Source organism: Nonomuraea glycinis (genome assembly GCF_035920485.1).
Lineage (GTDB): Bacteria > Actinomycetota > Actinomycetes > Streptosporangiales > Streptosporangiaceae > Nonomuraea > Nonomuraea glycinis.
In genome coordinates this window covers 1707308-1734168 of record NZ_CP109166.1, presented here as the reverse complement: position 1 = coordinate 1734168, position 26861 = coordinate 1707308, and the positions used below count along the sequence as shown (strand labels likewise).

The 26861-nt window shown below is 66.1% G+C and carries 27 protein-coding genes; 16 read left to right on the top strand and 11 right to left on the bottom strand.

The window, feature by feature from the left end; translation table 11 throughout:
- Positions 1-21: 21 nt before the first annotated feature.
- The gene (locus OHA68_RS07985; protein ID WP_327107038.1) at positions 22-705 is read left to right on the top strand and encodes a TioE family transcriptional regulator; all 684 of its coding nucleotides are present in this window, start codon (positions 22-24) and stop codon (positions 703-705) included.
- A gap of 38 nt (positions 706-743) precedes the next feature.
- Here OHA68_RS07985 and OHA68_RS07980 read toward each other — a convergent pair whose 3' ends face one another.
- Positions 744-1199, bottom strand: coding sequence for a phosphotransferase (locus OHA68_RS07980; RefSeq protein WP_327107037.1), 456 nt, complete (start codon positions 1197-1199; stop codon positions 744-746).
- 452 nt (positions 1200-1651) lie between these two features.
- Between OHA68_RS07980 and OHA68_RS07975 the strand changes: the two genes are divergently transcribed.
- Together OHA68_RS07975 and OHA68_RS07970 are read left to right on the top strand one after the other, a co-directional pair.
- Entirely contained in the window at positions 1652-2239 is a 588-nt protein-coding gene (locus OHA68_RS07975) for a CGNR zinc finger domain-containing protein (RefSeq protein WP_327107036.1), read from the top strand.
- Positions 2240-2259: 20 nt separating this feature from the next.
- Positions 2260-2751 (top strand): protein-tyrosine phosphatase family protein, encoded by a 492-nt coding sequence (locus OHA68_RS07970; protein ID WP_327107035.1) that lies wholly within the window; start codon positions 2260-2262, stop codon positions 2749-2751.
- A gap of 65 nt (positions 2752-2816) precedes the next feature.
- Here OHA68_RS07970 and OHA68_RS07965 read toward each other — a convergent pair whose 3' ends face one another.
- Positions 2817-3335, bottom strand: a complete 519-nt coding sequence (locus tag OHA68_RS07965) for a GNAT family N-acetyltransferase (RefSeq protein WP_327107034.1) — start codon at positions 3333-3335, stop codon at positions 2817-2819.
- A 75-nt stretch (positions 3336-3410) separates the two neighbouring features.
- Here OHA68_RS07965 and OHA68_RS07960 point away from each other — a divergent pair, with 75 nt between their 5' ends.
- Positions 3411-4739, top strand: a complete 1329-nt coding sequence (locus tag OHA68_RS07960; RefSeq protein ID WP_327107033.1) for an MFS transporter — start codon at positions 3411-3413, stop codon at positions 4737-4739.
- Between the two features lies 1 nt (position 4740).
- Here the strand turns inward: OHA68_RS07960 and OHA68_RS07955 are convergent, their stop codons facing one another.
- A complete protein-coding gene (locus OHA68_RS07955) occupies positions 4741-5226 on the bottom strand; it encodes a MarR family winged helix-turn-helix transcriptional regulator (protein WP_327107032.1) in 486 nt (161 codons plus the stop codon).
- 220 nt (positions 5227-5446) lie between these two features.
- Here OHA68_RS07955 and OHA68_RS07950 point away from each other — a divergent pair, with 220 nt between their 5' ends.
- Positions 5447-6919 (top strand): FAD-dependent oxidoreductase, encoded by a 1473-nt coding sequence (locus tag OHA68_RS07950; protein WP_327107031.1) that lies wholly within the window; start codon positions 5447-5449, stop codon positions 6917-6919.
- Positions 6920-6935: 16 nt separating this feature from the next.
- Here OHA68_RS07950 and OHA68_RS07945 read toward each other — a convergent pair whose 3' ends face one another.
- The gene (locus OHA68_RS07945) at positions 6936-7148 is read right to left on the bottom strand and encodes a hypothetical protein (RefSeq protein WP_327107030.1); all 213 of its coding nucleotides are present in this window, start codon (positions 7146-7148) and stop codon (positions 6936-6938) included.
- Positions 7149-7353: 205 nt separating this feature from the next.
- On the opposite strand from OHA68_RS07945, the gene OHA68_RS07940 reads away from it, so the two are divergent.
- Both OHA68_RS07940 and OHA68_RS07935 read left to right on the top strand, forming a co-directional pair.
- Positions 7354-7824, top strand: a complete 471-nt coding sequence (locus tag OHA68_RS07940) for a nuclear transport factor 2 family protein (RefSeq protein ID WP_327107029.1) — start codon at positions 7354-7356, stop codon at positions 7822-7824.
- A gap of 4 nt (positions 7825-7828) precedes the next feature.
- Complete coding sequence (locus OHA68_RS07935; RefSeq protein WP_327107028.1) at positions 7829-8449, top strand: TetR/AcrR family transcriptional regulator; 621 nt, start codon at positions 7829-7831, stop codon at positions 8447-8449.
- A gap of 33 nt (positions 8450-8482) precedes the next feature.
- Here OHA68_RS07935 and OHA68_RS07930 read toward each other — a convergent pair whose 3' ends face one another.
- Positions 8483-9298, bottom strand: a complete 816-nt coding sequence (locus tag OHA68_RS07930; protein WP_327107027.1) for a helix-turn-helix domain-containing protein — start codon at positions 9296-9298, stop codon at positions 8483-8485.
- A gap of 178 nt (positions 9299-9476) precedes the next feature.
- Between OHA68_RS07930 and OHA68_RS07925 the strand changes: the two genes are divergently transcribed.
- Positions 9477-10466: a DUF418 domain-containing protein gene (locus OHA68_RS07925; protein ID WP_327107026.1), complete on the top strand. Its 990-nt coding sequence runs from the start codon at positions 9477-9479 to the stop codon at positions 10464-10466.
- Positions 10463-11074, top strand: coding sequence for a hypothetical protein (locus OHA68_RS07920; protein WP_327107025.1), 612 nt, complete (start codon positions 10463-10465; stop codon positions 11072-11074). The genes OHA68_RS07925 and OHA68_RS07920 overlap by 4 nt, the downstream gene beginning before the upstream one ends.
- Here the strand turns inward: OHA68_RS07920 and OHA68_RS07915 are convergent.
- Complete coding sequence (locus OHA68_RS07915; protein WP_327107024.1) at positions 11049-12458, bottom strand: PI-PLC domain-containing protein; 1410 nt, start codon at positions 12456-12458, stop codon at positions 11049-11051. The genes OHA68_RS07920 and OHA68_RS07915 overlap by 26 nt on opposite strands.
- A gap of 225 nt (positions 12459-12683) precedes the next feature.
- On the opposite strand from OHA68_RS07915, the gene OHA68_RS07910 reads away from it, so the two are divergent.
- Positions 12684-13148 (top strand): hypothetical protein, encoded by a 465-nt coding sequence (locus tag OHA68_RS07910; protein WP_327107023.1) that lies wholly within the window; start codon positions 12684-12686, stop codon positions 13146-13148.
- A gap of 98 nt (positions 13149-13246) precedes the next feature.
- On the opposite strand, the gene OHA68_RS07905 is transcribed toward OHA68_RS07910, so the two are convergent.
- The 4 genes from OHA68_RS07905 to OHA68_RS07890 form a co-directional block, all read right to left on the bottom strand.
- Positions 13247-13633 carry a Rieske (2Fe-2S) protein gene (locus tag OHA68_RS07905; RefSeq protein ID WP_327107022.1) on the bottom strand — a complete coding sequence of 129 codons (387 nt, stop codon included), beginning with the start codon at positions 13631-13633 and terminating at the stop codon, positions 13247-13249.
- A gap of 147 nt (positions 13634-13780) precedes the next feature.
- Complete coding sequence (locus OHA68_RS07900) at positions 13781-15577, bottom strand: alkyl/aryl-sulfatase (RefSeq protein WP_327107021.1); 1797 nt, start codon at positions 15575-15577, stop codon at positions 13781-13783.
- A 232-nt stretch (positions 15578-15809) separates the two neighbouring features.
- Positions 15810-16016, bottom strand: coding sequence for a DUF397 domain-containing protein (locus tag OHA68_RS07895; RefSeq protein WP_189144278.1), 207 nt, complete (start codon positions 16014-16016; stop codon positions 15810-15812).
- Positions 16004-16819 (bottom strand): helix-turn-helix domain-containing protein, encoded by an 816-nt coding sequence (locus OHA68_RS07890; protein WP_327107020.1) that lies wholly within the window; start codon positions 16817-16819, stop codon positions 16004-16006. Before OHA68_RS07890 ends, OHA68_RS07895 begins: the two co-directional genes overlap by 13 nt.
- Positions 16820-17120: 301 nt before the next feature.
- Between OHA68_RS07890 and OHA68_RS07885 the strand changes: the two genes are divergently transcribed.
- Genes OHA68_RS07885 through OHA68_RS07875 form a run of 3 tightly spaced genes read left to right on the top strand, consistent with a single transcriptional unit; the run spans position 17121 to position 18129 of the window.
- Complete coding sequence (locus tag OHA68_RS07885) at positions 17121-17396, top strand: hypothetical protein (protein WP_327107019.1); 276 nt, start codon at positions 17121-17123, stop codon at positions 17394-17396.
- Positions 17393-17836 carry an ATP-binding protein gene (locus tag OHA68_RS07880; protein WP_327107018.1) on the top strand — a complete coding sequence of 148 codons (444 nt, stop codon included), beginning with the start codon at positions 17393-17395 and terminating at the stop codon, positions 17834-17836. Before OHA68_RS07885 ends, OHA68_RS07880 begins: the two co-directional genes overlap by 4 nt.
- Positions 17833-18129 carry a hypothetical protein gene (locus tag OHA68_RS07875; protein ID WP_327107017.1) on the top strand — a complete coding sequence of 99 codons (297 nt, stop codon included), beginning with the start codon at positions 17833-17835 and terminating at the stop codon, positions 18127-18129. The genes OHA68_RS07880 and OHA68_RS07875 overlap by 4 nt, the downstream gene beginning before the upstream one ends.
- Positions 18130-18816: 687 nt before the next feature.
- Here the strand turns inward: OHA68_RS07875 and OHA68_RS07870 are convergent.
- A complete protein-coding gene (locus OHA68_RS07870; RefSeq protein ID WP_327107016.1) occupies positions 18817-19590 on the bottom strand; it encodes a transposase family protein in 774 nt (257 codons plus the stop codon).
- Between OHA68_RS07870 and OHA68_RS07865 the strand changes: the two genes are divergently transcribed.
- The 3 genes from OHA68_RS07865 (at position 19555) to OHA68_RS07855 (ending at position 26801) form a co-directional block, all read left to right on the top strand.
- A complete protein-coding gene (locus OHA68_RS07865; RefSeq protein WP_327107015.1) occupies positions 19555-24798 on the top strand; it encodes a LamG-like jellyroll fold domain-containing protein in 5244 nt (1747 codons plus the stop codon). The genes OHA68_RS07870 and OHA68_RS07865 overlap by 36 nt on opposite strands.
- Positions 24799-24955: 157 nt before the next feature.
- Positions 24956-25921, top strand: a complete 966-nt coding sequence (locus tag OHA68_RS07860; RefSeq protein WP_327107014.1) for a hypothetical protein — start codon at positions 24956-24958, stop codon at positions 25919-25921.
- 451 nt (positions 25922-26372) lie between these two features.
- Positions 26373-26801 carry a very short patch repair endonuclease gene (locus tag OHA68_RS07855; RefSeq protein WP_327107013.1) on the top strand — a complete coding sequence of 143 codons (429 nt, stop codon included), beginning with the start codon at positions 26373-26375 and terminating at the stop codon, positions 26799-26801.
- Positions 26802-26861 lie beyond the last annotated feature (60 nt).

Sequence of the window (26861 nt, the reverse complement as noted above, 5' to 3'; positions counted from 1 at the left end):
CCTTCAATCGGGGATGCATTCATGAGGCCAGTGGACCTGGCGCGCGAGCACGGCCTGTCCACCCAGGCGATCAGAAACTACGAGGACGCCGGCATCCTGCCCGCCGCCGAACGCACCGCCCACGGCTACCGCACCTACACGCCGCTGCACGCGCAAGCCCTGCGCGCCTTCCTCGCCCTCGCGGCCGGGCACGGTCACCGCACGGCCACGTCGATCATGCGGGCGGTCAACCGGGGCGCCACCGAGGACGCGCTGCGCCTCATCGATGAGAGCCACGGCCAACTCCTCGACGACCGCCGCACCCTTCAGGCCGTCGAAGCCGCGCTCCGCGATCTGGCGCCCGTACCGCAGGAGCGCGGCGACACGTTCATCGGCCCCCTGGCCAGGAGGCTCGACATCCGCCCGGCCACCCTGCGCAAATGGGAGAAAGCCGGACTGGTCCGGCCGCGCCGCGATCCGCGGACGGGCTACCGCATCTACAGCGCGGCCGACGTACGGGACGTCCGGCTGGCCCACCAGCTCAGGCGGGGCGGCTACCTGCTGGAGCGGATCGCCCCGCTGCTCGCCCAGGTCCGCTCGGCCGGAGGCGTCGCCCCGCTGGAGTCGACCCTGCGCGACTGGCAGACCCGCCTGTCCACCCGAAGCCGCGCCATGCTCAAGGGCGCCGCCACCCTGGACGCATACCTCTCCGCCCGCGAACCCTGAAGCTGAGGCGGCCCGACGCTGAGATCAGCGCAACCGGCTCAACGGAGCTCCGCACGATGCCGAGCCACCCACGCGTACCCGGCCCTGACCTGCTCGACCGCGCCGGAGTCGCGCAGCCGTACCATCGCCGGATCCCCCGCCTCGGCCGCCTGATCGATCCCCCGCCAGCAGCGGTCCTGCCACCACAGCACGGTCTCGACCAGCTCGGACCGGTCGCCCAGGCCGTACCCCGCACAGATCACCTGGGAGCGCCGCCGCACCTCGGCCGGGTCGCTCCCTTCCCACCATCCGGCGTACTGCCAGCACAGCCGGGCCACATCGTGCATCCGCGCACCGGGCGAGGCGAGATCCCAGTCGATGAACGCCACCGGCCGCAGCCCCTGCCCGAGGTCGCGGTAGACGATGTTCCCCGGCCACAGATCGTTGTGACAGACCGTCTCACTCTCCCCGGCGAGCGCCGTACCGGCGGTCAGGTCGTGCAGTTCCCGGGCCAACGCGCCGGCCCGGGCAAGACTGGCATCACCGCCGACCGCCTCAGGCTGCCCACCTTCCCAGTCCCAGGCAACGTGCCCGTCCAGGAAACTCAGAACCTGCCGCCCCCACCCGTCCACCCCCAGAAACCGGGGAGCGCCCGCCCATCCAGCCCGCTCCAGAAAAATCAGCAGCTCATGGACGAACTGAGGATCACCCTGAGCTCCCGGACCGACCGGCCGCCGAACCGTATCCCCAACCCGAACCGCCCCACTGACCCGCCCCCCGAGCAACACCTGCTCCGCCGTCGGGCCCCCTGGTCGCGCCTGCTCTCCCATGCCTGCCAGTCAACTCGAATGGGCTGTGCATCGCGTACGTGGCCAGCTGATGTGCGTTGCCTGTGGAGTACTCCGTCGCCTCTGCCTGATGTAAGGGTTATAGTTCTATTTATTCGGTTACAGGGGGCGGGTGGGGTATGCGGATCTCCGTCGTTGACTATGGGGTGGGGGCGGCTCTGGCTGGGGATTTGGCCAATACCTCGCCCACTGTGCGGAGCACGGACGGGGAGGCTCTGCCGGATCCTGACGCGTTGGTGCGGTTCCTTGTGGGGCATGAGGTGCGCCTTGATGCCCTGGCGGATGGGCCGCCGACCGGCCACGACGTTCGGGAGGTTCATCTGCTGCGGCGGGAGGCGCGGGGCATCGTGGAGACCGAGACGGAGGAGCAGGCTGTCGCGGGTGCTGCGGTGCTGGGCGGGCGGGCCGGGCTCAGTCCGGTGCTGGAGCGCGATGCCGGCGGGCGGTGGCAGTGGTACGTGCCGACCGCGCCGGGGGCGTCACTGGCCGAGGAGTTGGCCGCGCTCATCGGCGTCGGGCTGCTCGGCGCCGTCCGGGCCCTCGGGCACAGCCGGTTCCGTGCCTGCGTCGCGCCGGGCTGCCGCGGGGTGTTCGTCGACACCAGTCGCGGGGGGCGCCGCATCTACTGCATGCCTGACCTGTGCGGTAACCGGCTCAACGTCGCCAATCACCGCGCACGGCACCGGCTGGGCGGGGTCACCCGATGAGAGAAGCAAGGAGAACCCCGATGCAAAACCCTAGGGACACCGCGGCAGGCGACTCGCTCGCAGGTGCCTTCCAACTCCCGGACGGCTCCTGGATTCGCGGCCGGGGCCTGCGCTATCCACTGCCGGCGGGGCCGACGCCTGACTTCGGCCTGTATCTCGGCTCCGACGGGCTCCGGCGTCGCCACGAGGGCGAGTTGCGGTGGCCGCACACGTGGATCCAGTGGCCCGACTTCCTGCTGCCCCGCGACCGTGACCTGGCCGTACAGCAGATCCGCGCGTTGCACGAGCGGGCGCAGGCGGGCGCTGCGGTGGAGGTCGCCTGCGGGGGCGGCGTCGGACGCACCGGCACGGTCGTCGCCTGCCTCGCCGTCCTGGCGGGCATCGACCCGGCCGACGCCGTCGCCTGGACGCGCGAGCATCACCACCGCCGGGCTGTCGAGACGCCGTGGCAGCGCCGCTGGGTGCTGCGCTTCCCACCCGCCATCCGCTCGAATCCGCGCGACCAGAGCTGATCACGCGACGACGCCGTACGTCACTACTTCCCCGCTCAAGCGACAGGCGACGTACGTCGCCGCGCTCAACTCGGCCGGTCGACGAAGCCGAGGCGGCGGTTCATGGCGATCGCCGAGGCGTTGCGCGGGTGGTGGATTGTCGCCAGCCGACGGTAACCGGCCGCCCGGACGAAGCGGATGGCCAGCAGCTTCAACGCCAGCGACAGCCCCCGCCCCCGGTAGGGTGCGAGCACCCCGGTCATCTCGCTGAACGCCTGCCCCTCGGCCGGGTGCAACGACGTCGAGGACATGCCGATCCACGCCCCCTCGCGGGTGGCCAGAATGATCCCCGCCGGATCGTACGATGGCACCTTGATGCGCTGGGCGACGTAGTCGTCAAAGGTGTAGAACTCGCCCCGGTCCGGGATGTCCGCCGAGCAGGTCCGGTTGAGGTCGTAGAGCGCGCGATGCCCCGCCGCCGTGTCGCCCGCCTCGGCCATCGTGGTGAAGCCGACGCCGGAGTCACGGGCTCGCACCAGGTACGGTTCGAAGTCCGCGTCGTCGAACCCGTCAACGTCCAGCTCAAGGCGCACCCAGTCGACCATGGGAGAGGACCCTATCCACCGGGCTCGCCAAAGCGGGAGCCGGGGGCACCGTTGAGGAGAAGGATTCACCCCTCCATGATCCGCGACTTCATCAGCCCGGGCGGCACGTCCGCGGCCCAGCGCCGGGTGCTGCTCGGGGCCGGCGCGGGCCAGTTCGTGGAGTTCTTCGACTTCGCCATCTACGGCTTCTCGGCCGTGTCCATCGCCGAGGCGTTCTTCCCCGGCCAGGACCCCGTCGCCGGCCTGCTGGCCGTCTTCGCCGCGTACGGTGTCGCGTTCGTCGCCCGGCCGCTGGGCGGGCTGTTCTTCGGCGCGCTCGCCGACCGCACCGGCCGCCGGAAGGTCCTGTACGCCACGCTGATGTGCATGGGGGTGGCCACCGCGCTCATCGGCCTGCTGCCCACCCACGCCGCGGCCGGGATCATGGCCCCCGTCCTGCTCGTCATGTGCAGACTGGCGCAGGGCTTCTCAGCGGGTGGCGAGGCGGTCAGCGCGCCGTCGTTCGTGCTCGAACACGCGCCGTACGAACGCCGGGGCACCTGGATCGCCATCACGGTCGCCGCGACCGCCGCGGCGTCCGTCATCGCGCTGGTCATCATCATGGCCATCTCCGGCGCGGTGCCGGACACCGCCTACGCCGCGTGGGGCTGGCGCGTCCCCTTCCTGCTGGCGCTGCCGCTGTCGCTGATCGGCGTCTATGTCCGCCGCCGCACCGAGGAGAGCCCGGTGTTCCGGGAGCTCCAGCGAAGCGACGCGATCGAGGCCGCCCCGCTGCGGGGCAGCCTGCGCGGCGACTGGGTCCGGCTGGGCCAGATCTTCGCCGTCATGGCGCTGTCCGGCCTCGGCTTCTACCTCCTCGCCGGCTACTTCGTCACCTACCTGCAGACCGTCGTCGGGCTGAGCCTGACGCAGTCGCTGGCGGCCAACGCCGTGGCGCTGCTGACGTTCGCGATGCTGCTGCCGATCGGCGGCCGGCTGTCCGACACCTTCGGCCGCAAGCCGATGCTGATCGCCGGCGCGGCAGCGGTCGCCGCCGTGGGGCTGCCCGCGTTCATGCTCGTGGCCGGCGGCTCCTTCGGCAGCGCGGTGATCGGGCAGGTGCTGCTGGCCGCGGCCCTGGCCGTCTACGGCGGCGGCAGCTACACCTTCTTCGTCGAGCTGCTGCCCGCCGCGACCCGCGTGACGGGCGCCGCCATCAGCTACAACGTGACCCTGGCCGTCTTCGGCGGCACGGCTCCGTTCGTGGGCACCTGGCTGGTCGACAGCACCGGGGTGGCCGTGGCCCCTGGCTTCTACCTCGTCGCCGTAGCGCTCGCGGCCCTGGTGGTGGCGGCCACGACCCCGGAGACGCGCGTTGCCGAAGAGCTCGGCGTGGGCGCCGGCGGGGGTAGGCGCCGCCGGTAGGTCAGGTGTCCGTCTCCTTCGGCATGGCGGACATCGAGAGGAGGTCGTCCGCGAAGCGGCGCATCAGCCGTTCGAGCTCCAGCAGGTCCCGGTCGCTCCACTGCTCGAACACGGGGGTGCTGAGCCGCCGCCGGGCGGCGTCGAGCGCGTCCGTGACCCGGCGGCCCGCGTCGGTGAGCATCGCTTCCTTGACCCGCTTGTCCACGGGACTCGATCGCCGCTCGATCAGGCCGAGCTCGGCGAGCTTGGCCACCTGCCGGCTCACGGTGGTGTGGTCGCGGTCGACCCGTCCGGCGAGCTCGCCCACGCTGATCGGCCCGAATCGCTGGACGCCCACGAGCAGGCGGAACAGGGCCTGGTCGAGCTCAAGCCCGGCCTCGGCGATGAGCTCCTCGTCACCGCGGGGCAGGTTGGTGAACGCGACCAGGTCGATCAGGGATTCGTGCAGGCGCCGGAGCGCGACCTGCCGGCGGTGCTTGGAGACCATGCTCGCTACAGCTGCCTTACGTGAACGGGGGAGGTGTCACCGCGAGGATACCCGTGACCTCGCCTTTCCAGCATGGTCGCACAGCGACCCCATGGCAAGATGCGTTCTCCGTGCATGTATCTGGAAGCCCTTCACGAGCAGGATTGATTGACTAACACCTCAAATTATGTGCAAAATACACATGTTTGCAAAGGAGCTTCCCCCGAAGGAGACGTACGCCATGTCACCCGATGTGATCATCTGTGGGGCCGGTCCGGCCGGACTGACCCTGGCCATCGACCTCGCCCGCAGGAACGTCGGCTTCCGCCTGATCGACAAGGCGCCGCACCCGTTCGCCGGCTCGCGCGGCAAGGGCATCCAGCCCCGCAGCCAGGAGGTCTTCGAGGACCTCGGCGTGGTGGACCGGATCGTCGCCTCCGGCGGCGAGTACCCGTTGGCGCGGCTCTACACCGATGACGGCCACGTCGACCGGGCAGCCGGCGAACGGACCGAGCCGACGCCGGCCGAGCCGTACCAGATTCCCCTGCTCGTCCCCCAGTTCCTCACCGAGCGCCGCCTCCGCGAGCGGCTGGCCGAGCTCGGCCACGCCGTCGAGTACGGCCACGCGCTGGTCGGCTTCGAGCAGGACGCCGACGGCGTCACCGCCACGATCGAAGGCGGGTGGCCTGTGCGTGCCAAATACCTGGTCGGCGCCGACGGCGGATCGAGTTTCGTGCGCAAGGCCCTCGGCATCGAGTTCCCCGGGAAGACCCTCGGCGTGCGGGCGCTCGTGGCCGACGTGCGCGTGGACGGCCTCCCGTGGGACTTCTGGCACCGCTGGGACCAGGACAAGGAGGCGCAGGTGTCACTGTGCCCCCTGTACGGCACCGACCTGTTCCAGTGTCAGGCCGCCGTCCCCTTCGGCGTCGACGTCGACCTGTCGCCCGAGGGGCTCACCGCGCTGCTCCGCGAACGCACCGGCCGGGACGACATCGTGATCCGCGAGGTGGTATGGGGATCCGTCTACGAGATGAACGCCCGGCTGGCCGGCCAGTACCGGCGCGGGCGCGTGCTGCTGGCCGGGGACGCGGCCCACTGCCACCCGCCGACCGGCGGCCAGGGACTGAACACCAGCATCCAGGACGCCTACAACCTCGGCTGGAAGCTGGCCGCCGTGCTCGACGGCGCCCCGGAGTCGTTGCTGGAGACGTACGAACAAGAGCGCCGGCCGATCGCGCAGGAAGTGCTGGGCCTGTCGGAGCGGCTGCTCGAAGCGGCGCAGAAGCGTGACCTCCGTCGCGGACGCGAGGTGAGCCAGCTCGACCTCGGCTACCCGGACTCGCCCCTGACGGTGGGCGGACCGCCGCGCGAGAAGGGCGTCCAGGCCGGCGACCGGGCCCCCGACGCCCCCGCGACCGGCGCGGGCGGGCTCGCGACGCGGCTGTTCAGCCTTTTCCAGGGGCCGCACTGGACGCTGATCGGGTACGAGGTCGAGGAGACGGCACTCCCGGCGCTCCGCGTCGGCCTGCGGATCCACGTCCTCGGCCGGGACATCCTCGACACCGGCGGCCACGTACAGAGTGCTTATGGGCTGTCGCCGGGGGAGTGGGCGCTCGTCCGTCCTGACGGATACGTCGCGGCCGTAGGCGGCGTCGCCGAGCTGCCGTTCCTCACGACCTACCTCGACGGCGTCGGCGTCCGCCCCCCGCGCTGAACCAGGCGTCAGCGGGTCATTCGCCGCTTGCCTTGGACGAGCCGCGCAACCCGCGCACGCCGATGAACACGAGGACCAGAGCGACGATGACCACGATGGGCCCGATGACGGCCCAAGTGGTGTTGCCACTCATCACGCTGCCGCCGACGACGCCGAGCCCTTGCAGCGTCCACAGGACGCCGGCCGCCGCCAGGAGAACGCCGACTGCGATGAGGATCCGTGCTCTCACTGTTTTCTCTTTTCCTTCACCCGAGCCCACGCCGAACGACGGGCCGCCGTGGCTCGCACCGTATCCCGGATCCGGATGTCCTGGAGGTTCGAAACTCCTCCTGCTGAGGCTCATGCGTTGATTTCGTAGACAACCTGTCGTAATCTTTGCGACAGGTTGTCGCGTAAAGCGAGAGCAGTGTCGTAGTGAAGGGAGAGGGCTTCTCATGAATGCGCTCATCGACCGTGCTGATCTCATCGAACTGCTCGGCCGATATGCCGACATAGCGGACCTGAAGGAGTTCACCGAGCTACCCGGCCTCGTCTTCACCGACCCGTTGACGCTCGACTTCGGCTCTGTCGCCGACATTCCACCCATGACCATGCCGCTCGGCGATTACCTCGAGACCCTCCGCACCGCCTTCGCGCCCTACACGGCGACGCACCACGCCATCACCGGACATGTCATCGAGGTCGACGGCGACAGCGCCACGATCCACGCGCACGTCCGTGCCGAACACTGGATCCCGGACGAGCTCGCCGGAGACGGCCCCCGTCACTGGCTGGTGGTCGGCTTCTACGACAACGAAGCGGTCCGCACGGCCGACGGCTGGCGCCTCAACCGCGTGAAGCTCACCTCGACGTACCAGGAGAACCCGCAGCTGTCGAGCGTGGCCCTAGCGGCGGGGGGAGAATGATCGGATGCCACGGATCCGGGGAGCCAGCATCGAGGAGCACCACGAGATGGTGTGGGCAGACCTCGCCGAGGCGATGCGGCGGCTGCTGCTCGAACGCGACTACGACTCGATCACCATGGGCCACATCGCGGCCCAGGCGGGGCTCGCCCGCAACACGCTGTACAACTACGCCGGCGACAAGAGCGCGCTGGTCCTGGCGCTGACCCGGCGGGCGAGCCGCCCCGTTGTCGAGCGGGTGGCCGCGATCGCCGCGCGCTCCTCGGACCCGGCCGCGGAGCGGATGCGGGAGATCATCGAGGCCTTCCTGGAGGCGTCCACGGACCAGGCCATGCAGCTGATGTTCCGGCCGGGCTCCGGCCCGCTGGTCGCCGAGGTGCCGAAGGGGCCGGACAGCCCGTTCCACGCGATCGTGGTCGAGGTGCGGAACGTCGTCCGGGACGGCATCACGCGCGGGGAGTTCCGTGATGTCGGCGACGTGCATCTCGCGGTGGAGCTGCTGTCCGGTGTCATGCGCGCGGGCGCCGAACGCATCGGCCGGAATCCGGCCGCCTTCGCGGCCACGGTCCGCGCGGTACGAGAGATCATCCTCGCCTCTCTGGTCCGCCGTCCGGATCAGCTTGGTTGACGGCCCAGGAGCGAACCGGATACGCGGAATGACTCACTTCGCCCAGGTGGTCACCGCGTCCTCCATGAGGCGTAGCGACACCGACTGGGAATGCGCGTCCGCTCTGATGATGTTGTAGCGCACTTTCAGCCGGGCGACCGCGTCATGATCGCTCGTGACGTCACCCGACAGTACGGAGTCCGCCGACGCCACCTCGATCCCACCGCGAAGCCGCGCCAGCGAGAACGCACTCATCATCCCAGCGCCGCAACCCGCCGCGATAGGGACGAGTTGGATGGTGACGCACGGATGCTGCGCGAGCTCCAAGAGGTGGCGAAGCTGATGCAGGAGCACCTCCGGCCCGCCGATCGGGCGGTGCAGCACGCCCTCGTCGATGAGCGCCAGGAAGACCGGCGGGTTCGGCCGATCGAAGATCTGCACCCGCCGGATCCGGGCCTCGACCCGCTCCTCCACCTGGTCGGCGGGGGCCATGGGGGAGAAGACGGCGCGGGCGTACTCCGGCGTCTGGAGCAGTCCCGGGATCAGCATCGGGTCCCAGGACTGGAGGATGACCGCCTGCGGCTCGACCTCCTCCACCCAGCGCGCGAACCAGCCGAGGGCGGGGGAGTGGGAGATCTGCCGGAACAGGGTGGTGAAGTGCTGGTCCAGCTGGAAGGCGTGGTCCAGGGCTTCGGCGAAGTCGAGGGTGGGCTCTCGGCGGCCGCGTTCGATGTGGCTGATGAGGGAGGGGTGGCACCGCATCTGGGTGCCTAAGGCGACCAGGGACAGGCCCGATCTTCTCCGGTATTGCTCCAGGTCGGTGGCGAAACGCACCCGGGGAGGCGCCGGGTCGCTGGTGCTTTCGTTCACGCCGCTCCTTGACTGTCGCATCCCCTGCCCGATCCGGATTGATTACTCCTCGCGACCATACCGCCACTGAGTATGACAATCAATATCGTTCCCAATTGGCCGAAAGTACGGTCGCGGACCGCGAAATACCACTTATGGCCGATCCCCGCGCCGGAGCCGCGCCCGCAGGATGAGGCCCGTGCCCGATGAAGACCTGCATCCCCCCAGAAGAGGCCCCGCGATGCCCTCCCCCGGCCGGCCGCGGATCGCCGCGCTCGACGTCCTGCGCGGGTTCACGCTGTGCGAGATCCTGCTCGCCAACATCCAACTGATAGCCGACGACAGCACCGCCGTCGTCGCGCAGCCCATGGGCGCCTGGGATCCCTGGCTCGGGCTCCCGATCTTCTCCCTGCTGTTCGGCATTGGGTTCTCGCTGCTGCTGGACTCCGCCGCGAGCCGCGACCCCCGCCCACGGCTGGTCCTGCTGCGCCGGCTGCTGGCGCTGCTCGCGATCGGCCTCGGGCACATGCTGCTGTGGCCGGGCGAGGTCCTGACCAAGTACGCCATCGTCGGCATCCTGGTGCTGCTGCCCTCGACCTGGCTGCCGCGCTGGGCCGTGGCCGGCCTGTCCGCCGCACTCATGACGGTGGCGGTGATCAGCGGCGGCGGGCCCCTGCTGATCGCCGGGCTGTTCCTGCTGGGCTCGGCCCTGGTCCGCTACGGGGTGATCGACAAGATCGACGGCTCCACCCGGGGGCCGGTCCTGCTGGGCCTGGCCTTCGCGGCGGGCCTGGCCGCCGCCCTGTGGGTACGGTCGGTGACGGACCTGCCTGCCACGTCCACCCTGGCCGACCTGCTGCTCGCCGGCGTTTACGTGTGCGTCCTGCTGATCCTGCTGAGAACGCCGCTCCGACCGGTGCTGCAGCTCCTCTTCGCGCCGCTGGGCCGGATGGCGCTGACCAACTATCTGACCGCCACCCTCCTCGTCCTGGCCGCAGCCCACCTCCTCGGCCTGCCGATCGGCCTGTCGTCGTCGGTGGCGTTCCAGGCCGCGGGCGTCATCCTCGCGGCCCAGTGGTTGTTCTCCACCCTCTGGCTTCGCCGCTACCGTCAGGGTCCCCTGGAGTGGCTCTGGCGCTGGGCGACCTGGGCCCGCCGCCCTACCCTCCGCATGAACGGAGTCACATGATCGCGGACGAGACACCGCTGCTGCCGGACGTGGTCCGGGCCTACCCGTTCTCCTGGGGCTCGGGCTTCGTCTGGCCGCCGGAGCACGAGGAGGACCTGGCCTACGCGCGGGCCGTACTCGAAGCGTGCCTGCCCCGGGCCGCGCTCGCCGCGCCCGAGCCGCCGGAGGAGCCGACCGTCTGGGAGTGCGCGGACGACGAGTACCCCGAGTGGACCACGATTCGGGCCGTTCTGCGCGTACGCATGCCCTACGCCCGGCACGTCACCGCCGAGCGCATGGCCGACGCCAAGGCCGAGTGCGCCCGTCAGGGCATCGACATCGTGGACTTCGAGGAGATCTGGACCCGGCGCGTCATCGCCTGGATCGCCGAGCAGACCCTGAGCTGGTGCGGCCTCATGGTCGACGACGAAAAGGCGCTCACCCCCTGGCTCATGAACCTCGCCGAGCTGTACGTACAGCGTGGGATGGCCGTCGAGAAGGCTGTGGAGGCGCTCCTCTGCACCCGGGGCGTGCCCGAGAGCCGCGCGGCTCTGACGCGCCTGGCCACGTACGAAGGACTGCCGGCGGAGATCCGTGAGCGCATCACTGGACGGCGCCGGACTGGGTGAGGAGGTTCTCGTACCAGGAGGCGTAGGGGTGGTTGGTCGCCGGGTAATTGGCCAGCGGGGTCGTCGCCTGGCCCGCACTGTCGAAGTCCCAGCCGCGGACGAGCCGCCCGGATCGCCGTGCCGCGGTGATGAAGGCGGACTCGCCCGCCGGTGCGGCGTAGAACAGGGCGCCCTGCTGGAGCTCGGCGGCATCGCCCTTCTGGAACTCGTCGAAGGCGATCTGTGGGTAGCCGATGCGGTCGCCGGTGACGCGGTCGGTGTCCACACGCAGGGTCTGCGCCGGGGTCGGGCCGTCCGCCCCGGTCCACACCCGCACGCTCGACGTGCCGCGAGTGGAGGTGGTCTTGTCGAAGCGGGCGTCGGAGGTCTTCGCGTTGCCGCTCCACGTGACCGTCGACGTACCGCCGTTCAGCAGGCCGTCCCACGTCCAGTTCTGGCTGTTGCTCTGGCTGCGGTGGATCTCGCGCAGCCGCGTGTCGGCCGGGTCCGTGAACGCGACCGTCGGCAGGACGCCGTTGTCGTACTGGCGGCTGGCGGACCAGCTGATCTCGCCGTCCGCGCCGAGACGCCCCACCCGAGTCCACAGCGTGGTCGCGTTCTGGGACTGGTGGACCTCGACCACGTCGCCGTTGTCGTTCAGCGCGACGGCGGGCGTTCTGCCGTTGTCGTACCGGCCGTGGCGGAGCCAGGTCACCCGGCCGTTGTCGTACCTGCCGGTCCAGTACCAGAGCACGCCCGAGCCGGAGTCGTGCACCTCGACGATCTGCCCGTTCGCGTTGATCGCGATCGCCGGGTCGCGGCCGATGTCACGTCGGTACTCCGCGCGGCTCTTGCCGTTTCCGGAGAGCAGGGCCAGGACGCGGCCGCGCAGCGAGTCCAGCTGTGGGGTGCTCGCCGGGTAGTCCTCGGCCCGCAGCAGCCGCGGCCCGAAGACTTCGATGAGCTCCTGGTTGAGCGCGGCCAGGTTGCCGGCGGCGAACGACGGGTTGTCGGTGAGGTCGTCCTTGAGGTCGAGCATGACGACGAGCGGGGCGGCTGCCGGATGCCGTTCGGACCACGTGTCGATCACGTCCAGCCAGTCGCGCAGCAGGTTCGAGGCCGGGTTGCCGGAGTGGTCGACCTGATCACCGGGGGAGTCGTGGCCGATGGCGTAGTCGTGCGCCGTGGCGTACCCGTTGTCGTGGACGTCGAGCTCGATGAAGCGGACGCCGTGGTCGAGCTGGTAGGTGATGGAGTTCCTCGCGCCGTCGATGTTGCCGGAATAGCTGTTGTGCGTGGCGCGGAAGATCGCCGACGGTAACGGCAGGTCCGTGGCGGCCTGGGCGTTCCCGCTGATCAGCAGCACGGACGCGGCCATGGCGAGCACAGCTCTTGTACGGGTCATCCTCGGGTCCTCGTGGGTGGGGGGTGGCGGGAACCGCTGAGCTCGTTGTCGATCGACGTCTGGACGCCATGATCCGCATGGATCGATGATCTGTCCAGAGTCGCCCCGGTCACGCGACCGCGTAGAAAGACATGGATAGAGCGTGCATTTGGTCACTGACCTGCCCACGCTGCCTGCCGCACTCTGAGTTGCCTGCGTTTCGGGGGCCAACAGAGGAGAAACGGCATGCGATCTCACAAGCTCGTACTCGCGCTCGCACTGACGGTGGGCCTGGCCGTCCCGGTGGCCTCGCCCGCCGGCGCGACGACCAAGGCCTCCACGTGCAGGGTGGAGGTGAATTTCGTCGACGCCTACGACACGGATGAGAACAACGGCGACGAAATCAAGATCAACCTCGCCGGGTTCATGTATCCCAGCGGCAACCAGTACGTCTCCATGAGCAACGGTAACCGCGCCTATTCCGGCAACTTCGCCAACCCGACCACCACCATCGGCACCACCGGGTCAGCGCTGTTCAGCCTGCGCGAGGTCACCCCGCCCGCCGTCGGCCAGGGCAAGGTGCTCGGCTCGGTCACCGCCTGGGGCTTCACCTGCGCCGCGCTCGCCACCGGCCAAACCACCGACATCCCGCAGCACATCTTCGGCAACGGCTACTGGTACTTCATGAGCCTGGTGATGACCGGGCTGTAGTCCTGACATGGCCACCGGAGTGCGGAGTGGCCGCTCCCAGGCATGCTTCCTGTGCCTGGGAGCGGCCGTCATCCGGTCAGTCTCCTACGCCCTGCCGCTCAGGCGAGCCTGATCTTCCCCTTCGCGACCTTGATCCTCTTCTGGGCCAGGGGCCGCTTGGCGGGTCCGTTCAGCACGCGACCGGTTGTGGCACTGAACTTGCTGCCGTGACATGGGCAGTTGATCGCGCCACGGCTCACGCTCGCCACCGTGCAGCCCTGATGGGTGCACTTGGCGCTGAAGCACTTGTAGAGGCCCTTCCTGGGCTGGGTGATCACGTACTTGCCTTTGACGATCTTTCCGCCACCGACGGGGATGCCCTTGGTGCTGGCCAGCACGGGGCCGGCCGCCTCCGACTCCGCCTCGGCCGCGCTCGGCCACAGGAAGACGACGCTTCCTGCGCCCGCGGCGCCAACCCGGGTGATCAATGCACGGCGTGTGAGCATGATTGCCTCCTTCAACCATCCACACGTTGACGGATCAAGGAATGGTTCGGGAAGGTTCTCAGGGGAAATTTCGCGATAAATCCTGAGTTGGTGTCGATCCTGAGGTCGGGTCGCCCGGGGTGCGATTCCCGGGCGACCCGAGCGGGTTTACGGCGTCACGATCGCGAACGCGGGATCCCGGTCCTCCAGGACGGCGATGAGGCGGCGCAGGACGCTCATGTCGCCCTCGTGCTCGATGCCGTCGGCCTGCTGACCGGTGACCAGATCGAGCAGCTGCTGCTTGGTGAGCGTGAGTGTCAGCTCCGCCGGCTGCCGCGGGGGGTCGGCCTGGTGGATGAGCGCCCCGTTGGACAGCGTGGTGCGGTGGCGCTGGTTCAGGTCCGTCAGGTGCCAGTCGATGGCCAGGCTCTCGTTCCATGCCTTGGGCCCATCGACGCGGATGGCCAGGGAGCCGAAGACCTGCTCGACGGTCAGGGCCGCCAGCATCTCCGGTGAGGCGGTGTCGATGTCGGCGGGGATGACACCGCCGGTCAACTCCAGCGCGCCGACCAGGTAGAAGTTGCGCCAGGTGCCGTTCTCGCAACCGTGGCCGAGCCGGGTGTAGACCTCGGCGAGCATGCTGCGCGCCTGGCTGTCGTTCTGATCCGTGAAGACGGCGTGGTTGAGCAGCGTGGCGGCGAAACGCAGGTCGCCGTCCTGAAGGTAGCGGCGGGCGTAGGCGAGAATGCCCTCGCGTCCGCCCAGGCACTCGACGTAGCGGCGCGCCTGCTCGATGGGCGGATGGTCCCACAGGTGGGCGGGGTTGCCGTCGAACCAGCCCATGTAGCGCTGGTAGATGGCCTTGACGTTGTGGCTGACCGAGCCGTAGTAGCCGTGGGTGTGCCAGGCCTGTTCGAGGGCGGGTGGCATGCGTATCGCCTCGGCGATCTCGGTGCCGGTCATGCCCTTGTTCAGCATCCGCAGGGTCTGGTCGTGCAGGTAGGCGTACATGTCGCGCTGCTGCGACATGAAGGTGACGATGTTCTCCCGGCCCCAGGTGGGCCAGTGGTGTGAGGCGAAGCAGACGTCGGCGTGGCCGGCGAACAGGGCGATCGCCTCGGTCAGGTAGCGCGACCAGACGCGTGCGTCACGGACCAGAGCGCCGCGCAGCGTGAGGATGTTGTGCTGGTTGTGCGTGGCGTTCTCGGCCATGCACAGCGCCCGGCGGTCGGGGATGAGGAAGTTCATCTCGGCGGGCGCCTCGGTGCCCGGGGTGAGCTGGAAGACGACCCGCACGCCGTCGAGCGTCTCCTCCTGCCCGGTGCGCGTGATGTCCTTGTTCGGCGGGATGAGGGAAATGGTCCCGGTCGAGGTGGTCAGGCCCAGCCCGGTCCCGATCTGGCCTTCCGGGGAGCGGGGCAGGGCCGGGCCGTACATGTAGGTGGCGCGGCGGTTCATCGCCGTGCCGGCGTAGACGTTCTCCGACACCGCGTGGTCCATGAACCCGGTCGGCGCCAGGATCGGCACGCTGCCGTCGGTGACGCCGCGCACCCCGCCGAAGTGATCGGCGTGGGAATGGGTGTAGATGACCGCGGTGACCGGGCGATCCCCTCGCTGGTCGCGATAAAGCTTCAGCCCGGCCGCCGCGCATTCGACGGACAGCAGCGGGTCGACCACGATGACGCCCCGCTCGCCCTCGATCAGGGTCATGTTCGACAGGTCCAGGCCGCGCACCTGGTAGATGCCGTCGGTCACCTCGTACAGACCCTGCTTGACACACAACTGCCCCTGCCGCCACAGGCTGGGATGCGCGGTGTCCGGGCACTCCTGCGCCAGGAACGCGTAGGAGTCGGAATCCCACACGACACGGCCGTCCGCTCTGATCACCGCAGGACTCAAGGCGGCCACGAATCCGCGGTCAGCGGCCTCGAAATCCGCCCGATCACCAAAGGGAAGGTCTGCCATGAATCCGGCCTTCCCACCGGAGACCCCGGCCCGCCGCTAAGAGGCGCTACCCTCACCCGCCCGTGACCATGTTTTTGACAGCGTCGCCCGCACCTCTCAGCGATCTGGCGGACAGCACGTTGAGGATCGCTCCACCCCTGTTGGTCAGCCCCAGGCCGGGGCAGCGAAAAACGAGCTACCCCGCCGGGGAGGTCATCGATGATCTCCTGTGCCTAGGAGCGGCCGTCATCGGTCAGAGGTCGAACTCGCCGCGGCCGGCTCCGTGCAGGAACGCCTGCCACTCCTGGTGGGTGAAGACCAGAGCGGGTCCGTCCGGGGCCTTGCTGTCTCGTACGGCCACAACGCCTGGCAGGTTGGTCGCCACTTCCACGCACTGGCCGTTGTCGCCGCTGGCGCTCGCCTTGCGCCACTCCGCATGCTCAAGGTTCACTTTGTCCATTTCCTTACCGCATCCTCTATGGATTGCTGTGAAACTGATTGGGAATATGCGTCAGCTCTGATGTTGTCATACCTCACTTTGAGGCTGGCGACCGAATCATGATCACCCGTGACGTGACCAGTGAGAACGGAGTCGGCCGACACCACCTCAGCGCCATTGCGGAGCCGTGCCAGCGCGAACGCGCTCATCATGCCAGCCGCACAACCCGCCGCGATAGGCACGAGTTGGACAGTGATGCGTGGATGCCGACTCAACTCCAACAGATGGCGAAGCTGGTGTACGAAGACGTCCGTCCCTCCGAGCGGACGATGAAGAACGCTCTCCTCGATGAGGGCCAAAAAGACCGGAGGGTTCGGGTGGTCGAAGATCTGCGTACGGCGCGCCCGTGCCTGTACGCGCTCCTCTATGCGATCAGCAGGGGTCATTGTTGAGAAGGTCGCGCGAGAGTATTCGGGAGTCTGGAGCAGTCCCGGAACGAGCAGCGGGTCCCACGTCTGCAGGATGAGCGCTTGCGGCTCGATCTCCTCCACCCAGCGTGCGAACCATCCGAGAGTGGGTGAATGGGAGATTTGCCTATGTAGCTTCGCGAAGTGGCTGTCGAGTTGAAAGACACGGTCCAGGGCCTCGGCGAAGTCGAGCGTGGGTGTCCGACGTCCTCGTTCGATGTGACTGACGAGGGACGTATGACAGAGCATTCGAGTGCTCAGGGTGGCCTGGGACATGCCCGCGTCCTTGCGATGATGCTCCATGTCAGAGGCGAATCGTGCCCTTGGTGACATTTGGTCGCCGATGCTGCTTCTCATATCGCTCCTCGACAGCCCGTTTGCTCCATGCCTCCGACTCTCACTTTCTGCGACAGTACAACTACGCTCAGTTGACTGTCCATACAGTTCTTGAGTCGCCTTTCGTCGCTCAAATTTCGCCAGGTAAAAGCCCACTTCGTAGCCGTCGGTACGCATGCTGTTACTCCAGGAAGTCATGGAGACACATCGCCTGTCGCAGGAGGCGGCGGATGCGTCTCGCGGAGACGGATGAGGAGGTCGGCGTGAGGTGTGCAACCACGGGGCGGTACTCACTGCCTGCGATGAAATCGGCGGTGATCGTATGACCGCAGCGCGACTATCTGACGGACAGCAGGCGTACCTCTTCCTGGTGCGCCTCGCCTGGGACCTACGTGAGCTGGGCCTGGGCTCGCTCCTCGACCTCTCCGTACGGACGGAGCCGGCCGTGGTGATCCACCAGGCGTCCACCCGACTCAAAATCACCGTCATCCAGCGCCAGAACGTCTGGTTCTTCACCTGGGGCCACGGCCGCAACCAGTCGACCTGGGTCGGCGCAGAGAACGTCGCCTCCCACATCGCCCGCTGGGCAACCCGATGAAGACATCCCTCACCCGCCGCACGTACATGGCCCTCCCGGCCGATCCCCTCTCAGTCTCGATCGCCCGTACGTACGTCACCCGAATCCTCACTGACTGGGGACGCGCAGACCTGGCCGACGACACCCAGCTCATCGCGAGCGAGCTGCTGACCAACGCCATCAAGGCAACCCAGAACGCCCACAAGCCGAACGACCCGACGTACGAGATGTTCGCCGGGTACGAATGCCACCCGTGGCTCGGCCTGCACCAGGTAGGCGACGGCGTAGTCCTGGAGGTCTGGGACTGCAACCGCAACCCGCCGAAACTGCGCGCCCCCGAGCCGTCGGACATCGGCGGCCGCGGCCTGCAAGTCGTCAACGACCTGGCCACAAGCTGGGGCTACCGCTGGCCGAAAACCGGCGGCAAGATCGTCTGGGCCACCCTGGCCGTCTCACCATGACCAGCCCGGACATCTGGCCCTGCCCGCAGCTCGCCCCACACCCACCCACCCGGACCGGCCGGCAACTGACGAGACTCGACTGGACAGCCGAGAGGCCGTACCGCGTCCGAGTCCTGGCCTACACCTGCTCCTGCCGCACGATCGTGTACGAACTGCTCGCGTCCGGCGGTACGTACGTGATCCGCCGTACGTACCAGACCGTGCCCCGGAAGGAGACGTACGCCGGACCATGGGCTCGCTGCGAGGCGGACCGTATGTGGAAGCTGATTCTTACCGGGGAGGCGAGCTTATAGAGCGGTGGGCCGCGTAGGTCGGCGAGGAGCCATCCAAGAGCACGAGGCACCACAGCAAACCACCACGAAAATCGTGCAGGCGGTTACCAGCCGCAGGTCCTTGCCGCTTATGGTGAGTGGCAGTGAGGCGTCCAGACCCGCCATGTGAGTACGGCTGTCGCGGGGTCGCCCAATGGCGAGATCGTCGGGGTGAGGGTGGCCGGGTTGGCTATTCGCCGGTAGACGTTGAGGGCCTGCGTCGGGTGGGAGCACCCGCCAGGGAACTGCGTCTCCCACTTCGATCCCGAAAATGGGTGGTCACCTGCCCGAGGCCTCTAACCACAACTGCATGTCAAGTGCCAAGCCCGGCTCGGCTTGGGTCGAGAAAAATCGACGACCGCCTCCAGCGTCTCCCAAACTCGCTCGTGACCTGTCCAGAGCGTGTCGCCCAAATCTCATGTCGCGGCGGGCCGCTCCTGAAACAGATTGAAGCAAATTCGATGCATCACAAAGTGCAACCATCTCATTACAGTGAAGAATCTTTGCTTTTGTCTGTCGCTTATGTCATGATCACTTAGTTTTGTTGATCTTCCGAAAGGCTGGAGTGAACAGACGACGACCAGCGTCCAGCTTATCCACCCGGACGCGCCGCCACGCTGCCTTGATCGCAGCTCTCACGCTGCCGCTCTCACTGAACCTATTTCAGGCTCACGCGGCTTGGGCGACGCGATGGTTTTGAAGGACGGCGATGGCCTTGCAGAGGTGGCCCGCCTTTGACGGGCTGCAGCGGAGCTTTCGGAGGATCTTCCAGCTCTTCAGCTGGGCGTTCGCACGCTCGCCGGGTCCGCGGAGCTTGGCATGGGCGCGATTGGCCTGCTTCTGGGACTCGGGCTTGCCCTTGCCCTTGTACGGGGTGAGCACCGGGCCCTCGGCTCCCTGATACGCCTTGTCCGCCAGGGTGATGATCCCGGCTTGCTTCAGCGCACGCTGAATGCCCCAGATGCGGGCGGCGGTCAGATCGTGGGCCTTGCCGGGCAGGGCACCCGAGGTCCACAGGATCGTCCCATCCGGTGAGGCAATGACCTGCACGTTCATGCCATGCACACGGTGCTTGCCGGAGAAGTACGGCCGGTCGGCCTTGATCCGGTCGGTGCAGATCAGGGTGCCGTCCAGCACCAGGTAGTGCAGCCCGTCCTGCCGGGCCTTGCGCAGTGCTTGGCCGAGCTTGGGCGAGCGGGCCGACAGCAGCGCCACCGTCTCCTCCACGTATCGCCACGCGGTTGTCGTCGATACCCCGAAGCCGGCACCGAGCTCGGCGTAGGTCTCGCCCTTGCGCAGGTAGACCAGCACCAGCAGGGCCTGCCGACCGGGATTGAGCCGCCGCCAGATCGACCTCATCGTCTTACGGTGCCTGCGGATCACCCCGGCCACGTAGTTCAGCGTCTGATGCGACAAATCGACGGCGGCACGATAGAAAAGCACCTGAAGCTCCTGGTGGCGACGGTGTGGATTGTGGTGATCAACCCGTCTACCAGGAGCTTCTTGCTGTCACCGGCCGAATCACGACATCGCAATCATCCTGCGACCAGGGCACTCGCCGCGGAACCTGGAAAAGGTTCACTGATGAGCGTGCCCGCGATCGCCGAGGATCCAACGCCATCCTCTACCACCACGACTTCGCCGCTAAGCGCCCCCGCCACCCCCACCAATAAGGCGCTGGCGAAGGCCAAGCAAGACAACCGGCGCGTCGAGATCGAGTCGCTACAGTCCGAAACCACCACCTACTTCGCCAATCCCGACGGCAAGACCTTGCGGATGGAACAGCACCTGCAGCCCATCCGGGTCAGAAACGCCAAAGGCGACGGTTTCACACCCGTCGACACCACGTTGGTCGAGACCGGCGGTGTCATCAAGCCGAAAGTTGTCAAGGACGACCTGACCCTGTCTGCCGGCGACGACGCATTCGTGGTGAAGAGCAAGAGCGCCAAGGGCTCGGCAACGATCGGCAGCCCCGGCAAGCTCCCCGAACCCACGATCGACGGCAGCACCGCCACCTACCCCTCGGTGTACGGCAACGGGATAGACCTGGTCGTCACCGCCACGGCGACGGGCTTCAAGCAGGAGATCGTCCTGCGTGAGCGGATCACCGGCCCGGTCAGCTTTCGCATCCCTACGACGGTGCCCAAGAACATGGCCCTCGGCAAGAACACCGCGGGCAAGCCGACACTGCTCACGGACGGTAAGAAGCTCGCCGATCTGCCGCCGGCACTGCTTCTCGACTCGGTCGCGACGGACCTCGACAGCGACATCGATGCGGGCAAGGTGGGCCAAGCCACCGTCACCCTGGACAAGAGCGCCTCGGCGCTGGTCTATACGCCCGACCCCGCGTACCTCACCGACCCTGCCGTCGCCTACCCGGTCACGCTGACCGCGTTCGACGACGATTGGTGGGAGCCCGACCTGGGCAACGACACCTTCGTCAACAACGCCGACTACCCCAACGGCTACGCCAATAGCGGCCTGGACCGGATCCTGGTCGGCAAGTCCGACAGCGGCACCGTCCGCTGGCGTGGCTACATTCGTTTCGACGAGATCCCGGCCGACCACCCGCTACGGGGAGCAACGGTCCAGAACGCCGACCTGGTCCTCTGGAACCACCTGTCCAGCGACTGTGGCCAGTTCGTCGGATCCGGCATCACTGCCTACCAGGTGACGGAACGATGGGACGTCTCCACCCTGACATGGGGATCCCAGCCACGCGTCACCACCACCGGAGCAGAAACCGAATACGGCGGCTACGCCAGCGAAAACTGCACCAGCTCCATGAACCACCCATGGGACCTCACCCATTCCGTGGACGACATCGTCCAAGCATGGGCGGACGGCGAGCCCAACTACGGGTTCCAACTCACCGCCGGCAACGAGTCAGACCTCAGGAACTGGCGACGCTACCGGACCAACGAGGCAGGCGGCTGCAACACGCCACCGCGGCAAGACTGCCTGGGCACCCTCCACCCACCCATCCTCACCGTGGACTTCGAACAACCAGACCCCAGCATCTTCCTAGCCTCGTGGACATACACGGACGAAGAGAAGGTCGACACTTACGAGGAGGCAGTGGCAGCAGCCAACGACCCAGCACGGGTTCGGGCTTTCTCCTCGATCACCACTGAACCGCCTCTCAGCTGGGAGGAGGCTCACGAACAAAAGGTCAGCTCGACTGAATCGCTGAACGTAACTGCCAGTGAGCTTCTGGATGGACCCCAGCCGGAGGAGCCTCCACCATCGACACCTGATCCAGGAACGGATACGACAGCACCAGAGGTGGCTGCTGTTTCCCCCGATCTTGCAGCAACCGACGTGCCAGTCAGCACACAGGTGACCGCGACATTCAGCGAGGCCGTGACCAACGCGCAACTTTCATTAGCGGATCACATTACTGGAGAACAAGTTGCCGGCAGCACGGCAATGTCCGCCGACAGTAAGACGCTGACCTTCACTCTTTCTCAGCCTTTGACGAAGACCTACTACGCGGCCCAAGTCAATGGCGCCAAGGATGCCGCAGGAAATGTGATGGAGGCCCCATATATTTGGCGTTTTTCCACCACTGTGGAGGTTCCGGAGCCGACTCCTACTCCTACTCCAACACCTGTACCGGGACTAGTGGCGGCCTACGGCATGAATGAGGGTTCGGGCGTGAGCGTGGCCGACTCTTCGGGGCAGAACAACGCCGGTACCGGGAGAAGCACCAGTTGGGCGGACGGCAAGTACGGCAAGGCGCTGTCGTTCAACGGCTCATCAAGCTGGGTGACCGTCCAGGATGCCGCGTCGTTGCGCTTGACGACCGGGATGACGGTCTCGGCCTGGGTGAACCCGGCCACGGTGGCTGACTGGCGTAGCTTGGTCACCAAGGAGCTGGCGGTCGAAGGGGCTTCCTACAGCCTGTATGCGGCCAACGGAGGCGCGGTCCCGTCCGGCTGGGTGCAACCCGATCCGGTGGAATTCTCAGCCGTCGAGGGCATGACGCCGTTGCCGGTGGGCACGTGGAGCCACCTGGCGCTCACCTATGACGGCGCCGCCCTGCGGTTGCTCGTCAACGGCGTGCAGGTCGGCGAGACGGCCATGAGCGACAGCCTTTACGACGACGGCAGCCCGCTGCGGATCGGCGGCAACAAGTTCTGGGGCGAGTACTTCAACGGCCTGATCGACGAGGTGCGCATCTACAACCGCGCCCTGACCACGGCGCAGATCCAGGCCGACATGAACACCCCCGTCGGCTCCACCACCCCGGGACCCGACCCCACCCCGGACCCCGACCCCACCCCGGACCCCACACCGAATCCGGTGCCGGGACTGGTGGCCGCCTACGGCATGGAAGAGGGCACGGGCACCACCGTCGGAGACTCCTCCGGGCAGAACAACACCGGAGCGGCCACCGACACCACCTGGACGACCGGCAAGCACGGCAAAGCCCTGTCGTTCAACGGTGACTCCAGCTGGGTCACCGTCCCGCACGCTCCCTCACTGCGCCTGACCACCACCCTGACACTCTCGGCGTGGGTACGGCCCTCAACGAGGGACGCTCTCTGGCACCCCGTACTCATGAAGGAGAACGACGGAGACGGATCCTACGGCCTGTACTCCTCCATCGGGGAAGGCCCAGCGGGTTGGTTGCAGACCGCCGACGATGAAGGCGGGCCCGCATACTGGGACCCGCTGCCGTCGAATCAGTGGAGCCATCTAGCGCTCACCTACGACGGCAGCAACGCAACCCTGTACGTCAATGGCACCGAGATCGGTCAGGAGCCGCTCACCGGCGAACTCGTTGACGACGGCGGTGACCTGCGCATCGGCGGCAACAGCCGCTGGAGCGAGTACTTCAACGGCCGGATCGACGAGGTACGCATCTACAACGTCGTCCAGACCGCGGCCCAGATCCAGGCCGACATGAACACCCCCATCGGCACAGCGACAACCGCTGCGGCGGCGCAGAGGCCGCAGCAGAGCTCCGCTCTCCGAATTCAGAAGCTCGTGATCGACAACAGTCGCAGCGTGGACGGCACCACCGTCACCTCCGACCTCACCCCGAACTTGACCGCCTGGCTGCCTGGCAGGCGCGATGGCGAGGCGAAGGTGGAGATAGAAATCGCCCGTACGCCCGCCAAGACGGCCAAGACGGCCAAGGTAACCACGGACAAGCGGCTGATCTGGTCAGGCCAGGCCACCGCCAAACCTGGTGTTTCCAAGGTGACACTACAGGTCCCCAAGGGTCGACTGCGGGGCAGCGAGAATGTGAAATGGCGAGCCCGGCTGATCACAGGGTCGCAGCCTGGCCCATGGGCCAACTGGCAATCCCTGCAGGTCAGTGTTGCTTCCTCTACAGCGTCGGAGCCTGCGCCTGCACGGGAGTTCGCTACAACCGCCACACTGGAGCCTCCGCCCGCGGTCAACGAACATCCGCGGATGAAGCCGACAGACTGCGAGGCACATCGCGGCGAAGCAAAGAAAGCCAGCGGCTGGGCAATGAACCGCTATTCGTGGTGCAGCATAGGAGAAATTGACCTTACCGAGGCAACTCGTAGAGGCACCACAACTCACTTCGCGATGGAAGTGATGACTATCGCGTACACCTTTAGTGGCACCGGCAGCATCGAAATGTATCCTGACGCAACTAGTCGCGATATTTTCATCGACAATTACGTCAAGGTTACTGACGATGCTTCGCCGTCGGTGCTGATGGGCAAGTTCAAACTCGGCGTTATGCCAACCGACGTCCAATGTATTCATGTCGTCGAATGGGATGGAAAAAAGCATGAAAACAATGTGGTAAAACGACTGGGGGGGTGGGCGACCGGAGATAGCTTCAGGGGATACATAGAATGCCCGCCAGAAAAGGCAAGTCCGACGCGGGTGGTTACGTGGAATGAATCCACCCAGCATGAGGAAACCATCGCCAACACTGAGAAAGTCACGCTTGGCCGATTCAAAGTGTACGGCCAGTTCGAAGATCTGCCGTTTGCCCTGCCGGGGCTCTCTGCCTACGTGGGTAACACCGGAGACTTCGATACGGAGACATGGGCTCAGTGCGACAACGCCAAGTATCTCTACGATGAAACAGGTGGCTGTGTATTCGGCGCCGTGGTTTCTTCGTTGGAGCACGAACTCGGGAAAGACTACGATGAAGCTTATAAGCACTTCTGGACCGCGTGCTATGCGCCAAATGATACATACCCGCCACTGTTCCAACCAGCCGGTGCAAGCTATCCGGCAGTCAAGGATAAGTCGATCCCAGGCTGTCTCGACCCGAACAAGAACATAAAATACAACCTTTTACATCGCATCCCAACAAAAGAGGGTAACAATAATCGCAGCACTATGACTACCCCTGCATGTAACCATCTCTGGGGAGCCGGCACCACCGGTGGCAGCAGCGGGATGGAGTGCGACGAATTCCCATTCGCGAAGACCTGGGAGAGGTGGAACCCGAAATATCCGGGAGCTATCGTAACCAGCGCAGGTTACTCGCTTTGTCCTATACCCTCGGGCGATAACGGCAAGGCAGGGGCGCTTCTCAGTAAATTTTACGGCCACGAGCGAATCCTCGTCGGTGATCCCTACTTCGTCAGGTTCAAAACCAAGCTTACCGAATCAGGGAAATGTAAGGCACCTCTTCCTGGTCGCAACTGGTAGGCAGTAGAATACCTTCGAAAGAATCGCAAGGGGGGTGTGGCTTAGAGGCTGCACCCCCTCGCTCTTTGGCACCATACATGAAGACCTAGAAAGGGCTCTGCTAATGCATGCCGACGCGGCAATAAGACACTATCTTAACCTGCTTGATGGGACCTCGATGGAAGAAAGCATCGCGTGGACCGTGATAATTAGTGATGAAAAGCCACTTGATATTAGCGAGATCGCAACTGCTCTGTCGGGGGGTGCTCCTCCTGAAATGTTGGAAAAGTCGCCAAGGATGGCCTATGATCACTTCCGAAATATAAATCTAGTCGTCCCCGTAAAGTCTGAAACTCGCATCAATCTTATCGAATTAGGTCCTGTCCACACCAATTATACTGAATTCAACCGGTGGATGAGTGCGGGGCGTCGCATCTGGTCGGCTTCATGGCACACCGCAGGAGGAGAGAGGCTGACGTGCGTCGAGAATGATGAAATTATCTTCGGGTTAAGTGAAGCGTTCGATGTCGACCGACCTTTCGGTGCGAATGTTGCCGCCGCACAACGCGAGCTAGACATCATGCGCCAATCCAGCCTCTCCGACAGGCAGGCTGCAGCGTTATCGATCATGGAGCTGCATGGCAGATTTCGACTAGAACAAGGCTGGTTGGACTCTCTACAAACGATAATCGCCGTTGATCAACCGATACCGCCCGGTGCCACTCCACCCAGCGCCTTCGCCTCAGCTGAACCGGACCTCGCAGCACATCTCCGAGACGCCGTCCCCACCGCCCGGCGATCGTTCTTCATCCACCTGATCGAACGACTCGCTAACAGCTATGACTTGCGAATTCCAGAAGTGACAACCATTTTCGACCATATCCGTGTAGGGAGTCATCCCACGTCTCGTGAATGGAACAATCTTGCTGTTGAGACGATGCACCTTTCGCAAGGTCATTGGTATGCAAACGCGGCCAACGCCACACCTGAATGGCTGCGCTGGCAGGCCGCGATCGCAATCAGGCACGCGTTGCGCTCCCTTGATAACGACCCGCAGAACTTCGAATCACTGCTGTCCGCACGAAATGCGCTTCACGACACATGGGAGAATCTCCGTGAGGAGATCCGAGCACTTCCTCGATGATCGCTAGTGCGACTCAGACTGGGAGATCAAACCTGCATGACCCGCCGACCCACCTGCGAATCCTGTACTCTGGGAAAAGATCCGCTGATTCCACTTCGATGTAGACGACGCCATATACGTCGCCACCGAGTCGAGAATGACGAGGCTCGGCTGGAGGACCGAGAGACCGCATCGCGCCCAGGACATGGACTGCTCGTGCTGCACGATCACGTACGAGCGGATCACGTCCGGCGGGACGTACGTGATCCGCTGTACGTACCAGGTCGAGCCTCGGAGGGAGACGTACGCCGGACCATGGGCTCACTGCGAGACGGAGCGCCTGTGGAAGCTGATCCTTACCGAGGAGGCGAGCTTATGGAGTGGCGGGCCGCGTAGGTCAGCGAGGAGTCATCCTCGATCTTTGGCGATCAAACTCGCATGTGCAAGCTCGACTTCCCCTAACGTAGGAATTGTGAGTGTTCCGCGCCCCGTCCAAGCATCCAGCGCGGCTGTACGTAAGAGCATGCAGTCGAACAAAGGGCGTGACACGAAACCCGAGCTGGCGCTGCGCAAGGCAGTCCACGCACAAGGGCTCCGCTATCGCGTCTCCACCCGCCCCTTGTCGGCCGTACGGCGTACCGCCGACATGGTCTTCACCAGAGGGAAGATCGCGGTTTTCTTGGACGGCTGCTTCTGGCATGGCTGCCCCGAGCACCACACCAAGTCGGCCACCAACGCTGACTACTGGGCGGAGAAGGTCAGACGGAACCGCGAACGCGACGCGGAGACCGACGCCTTGTTCGAGGCCGCCGGCTGGCTTGTCATACGCGTTTGGGAACACGAGGCGCCGCAGGAGGCTGCGACGAAGATCGTACATGAGGTCACCAAGCGCAGATCCTAAGAGATTGCCGATGCTTATGACCGTGTGACTGACCTGGCCGGATGCGGCCTTCGACTCCAT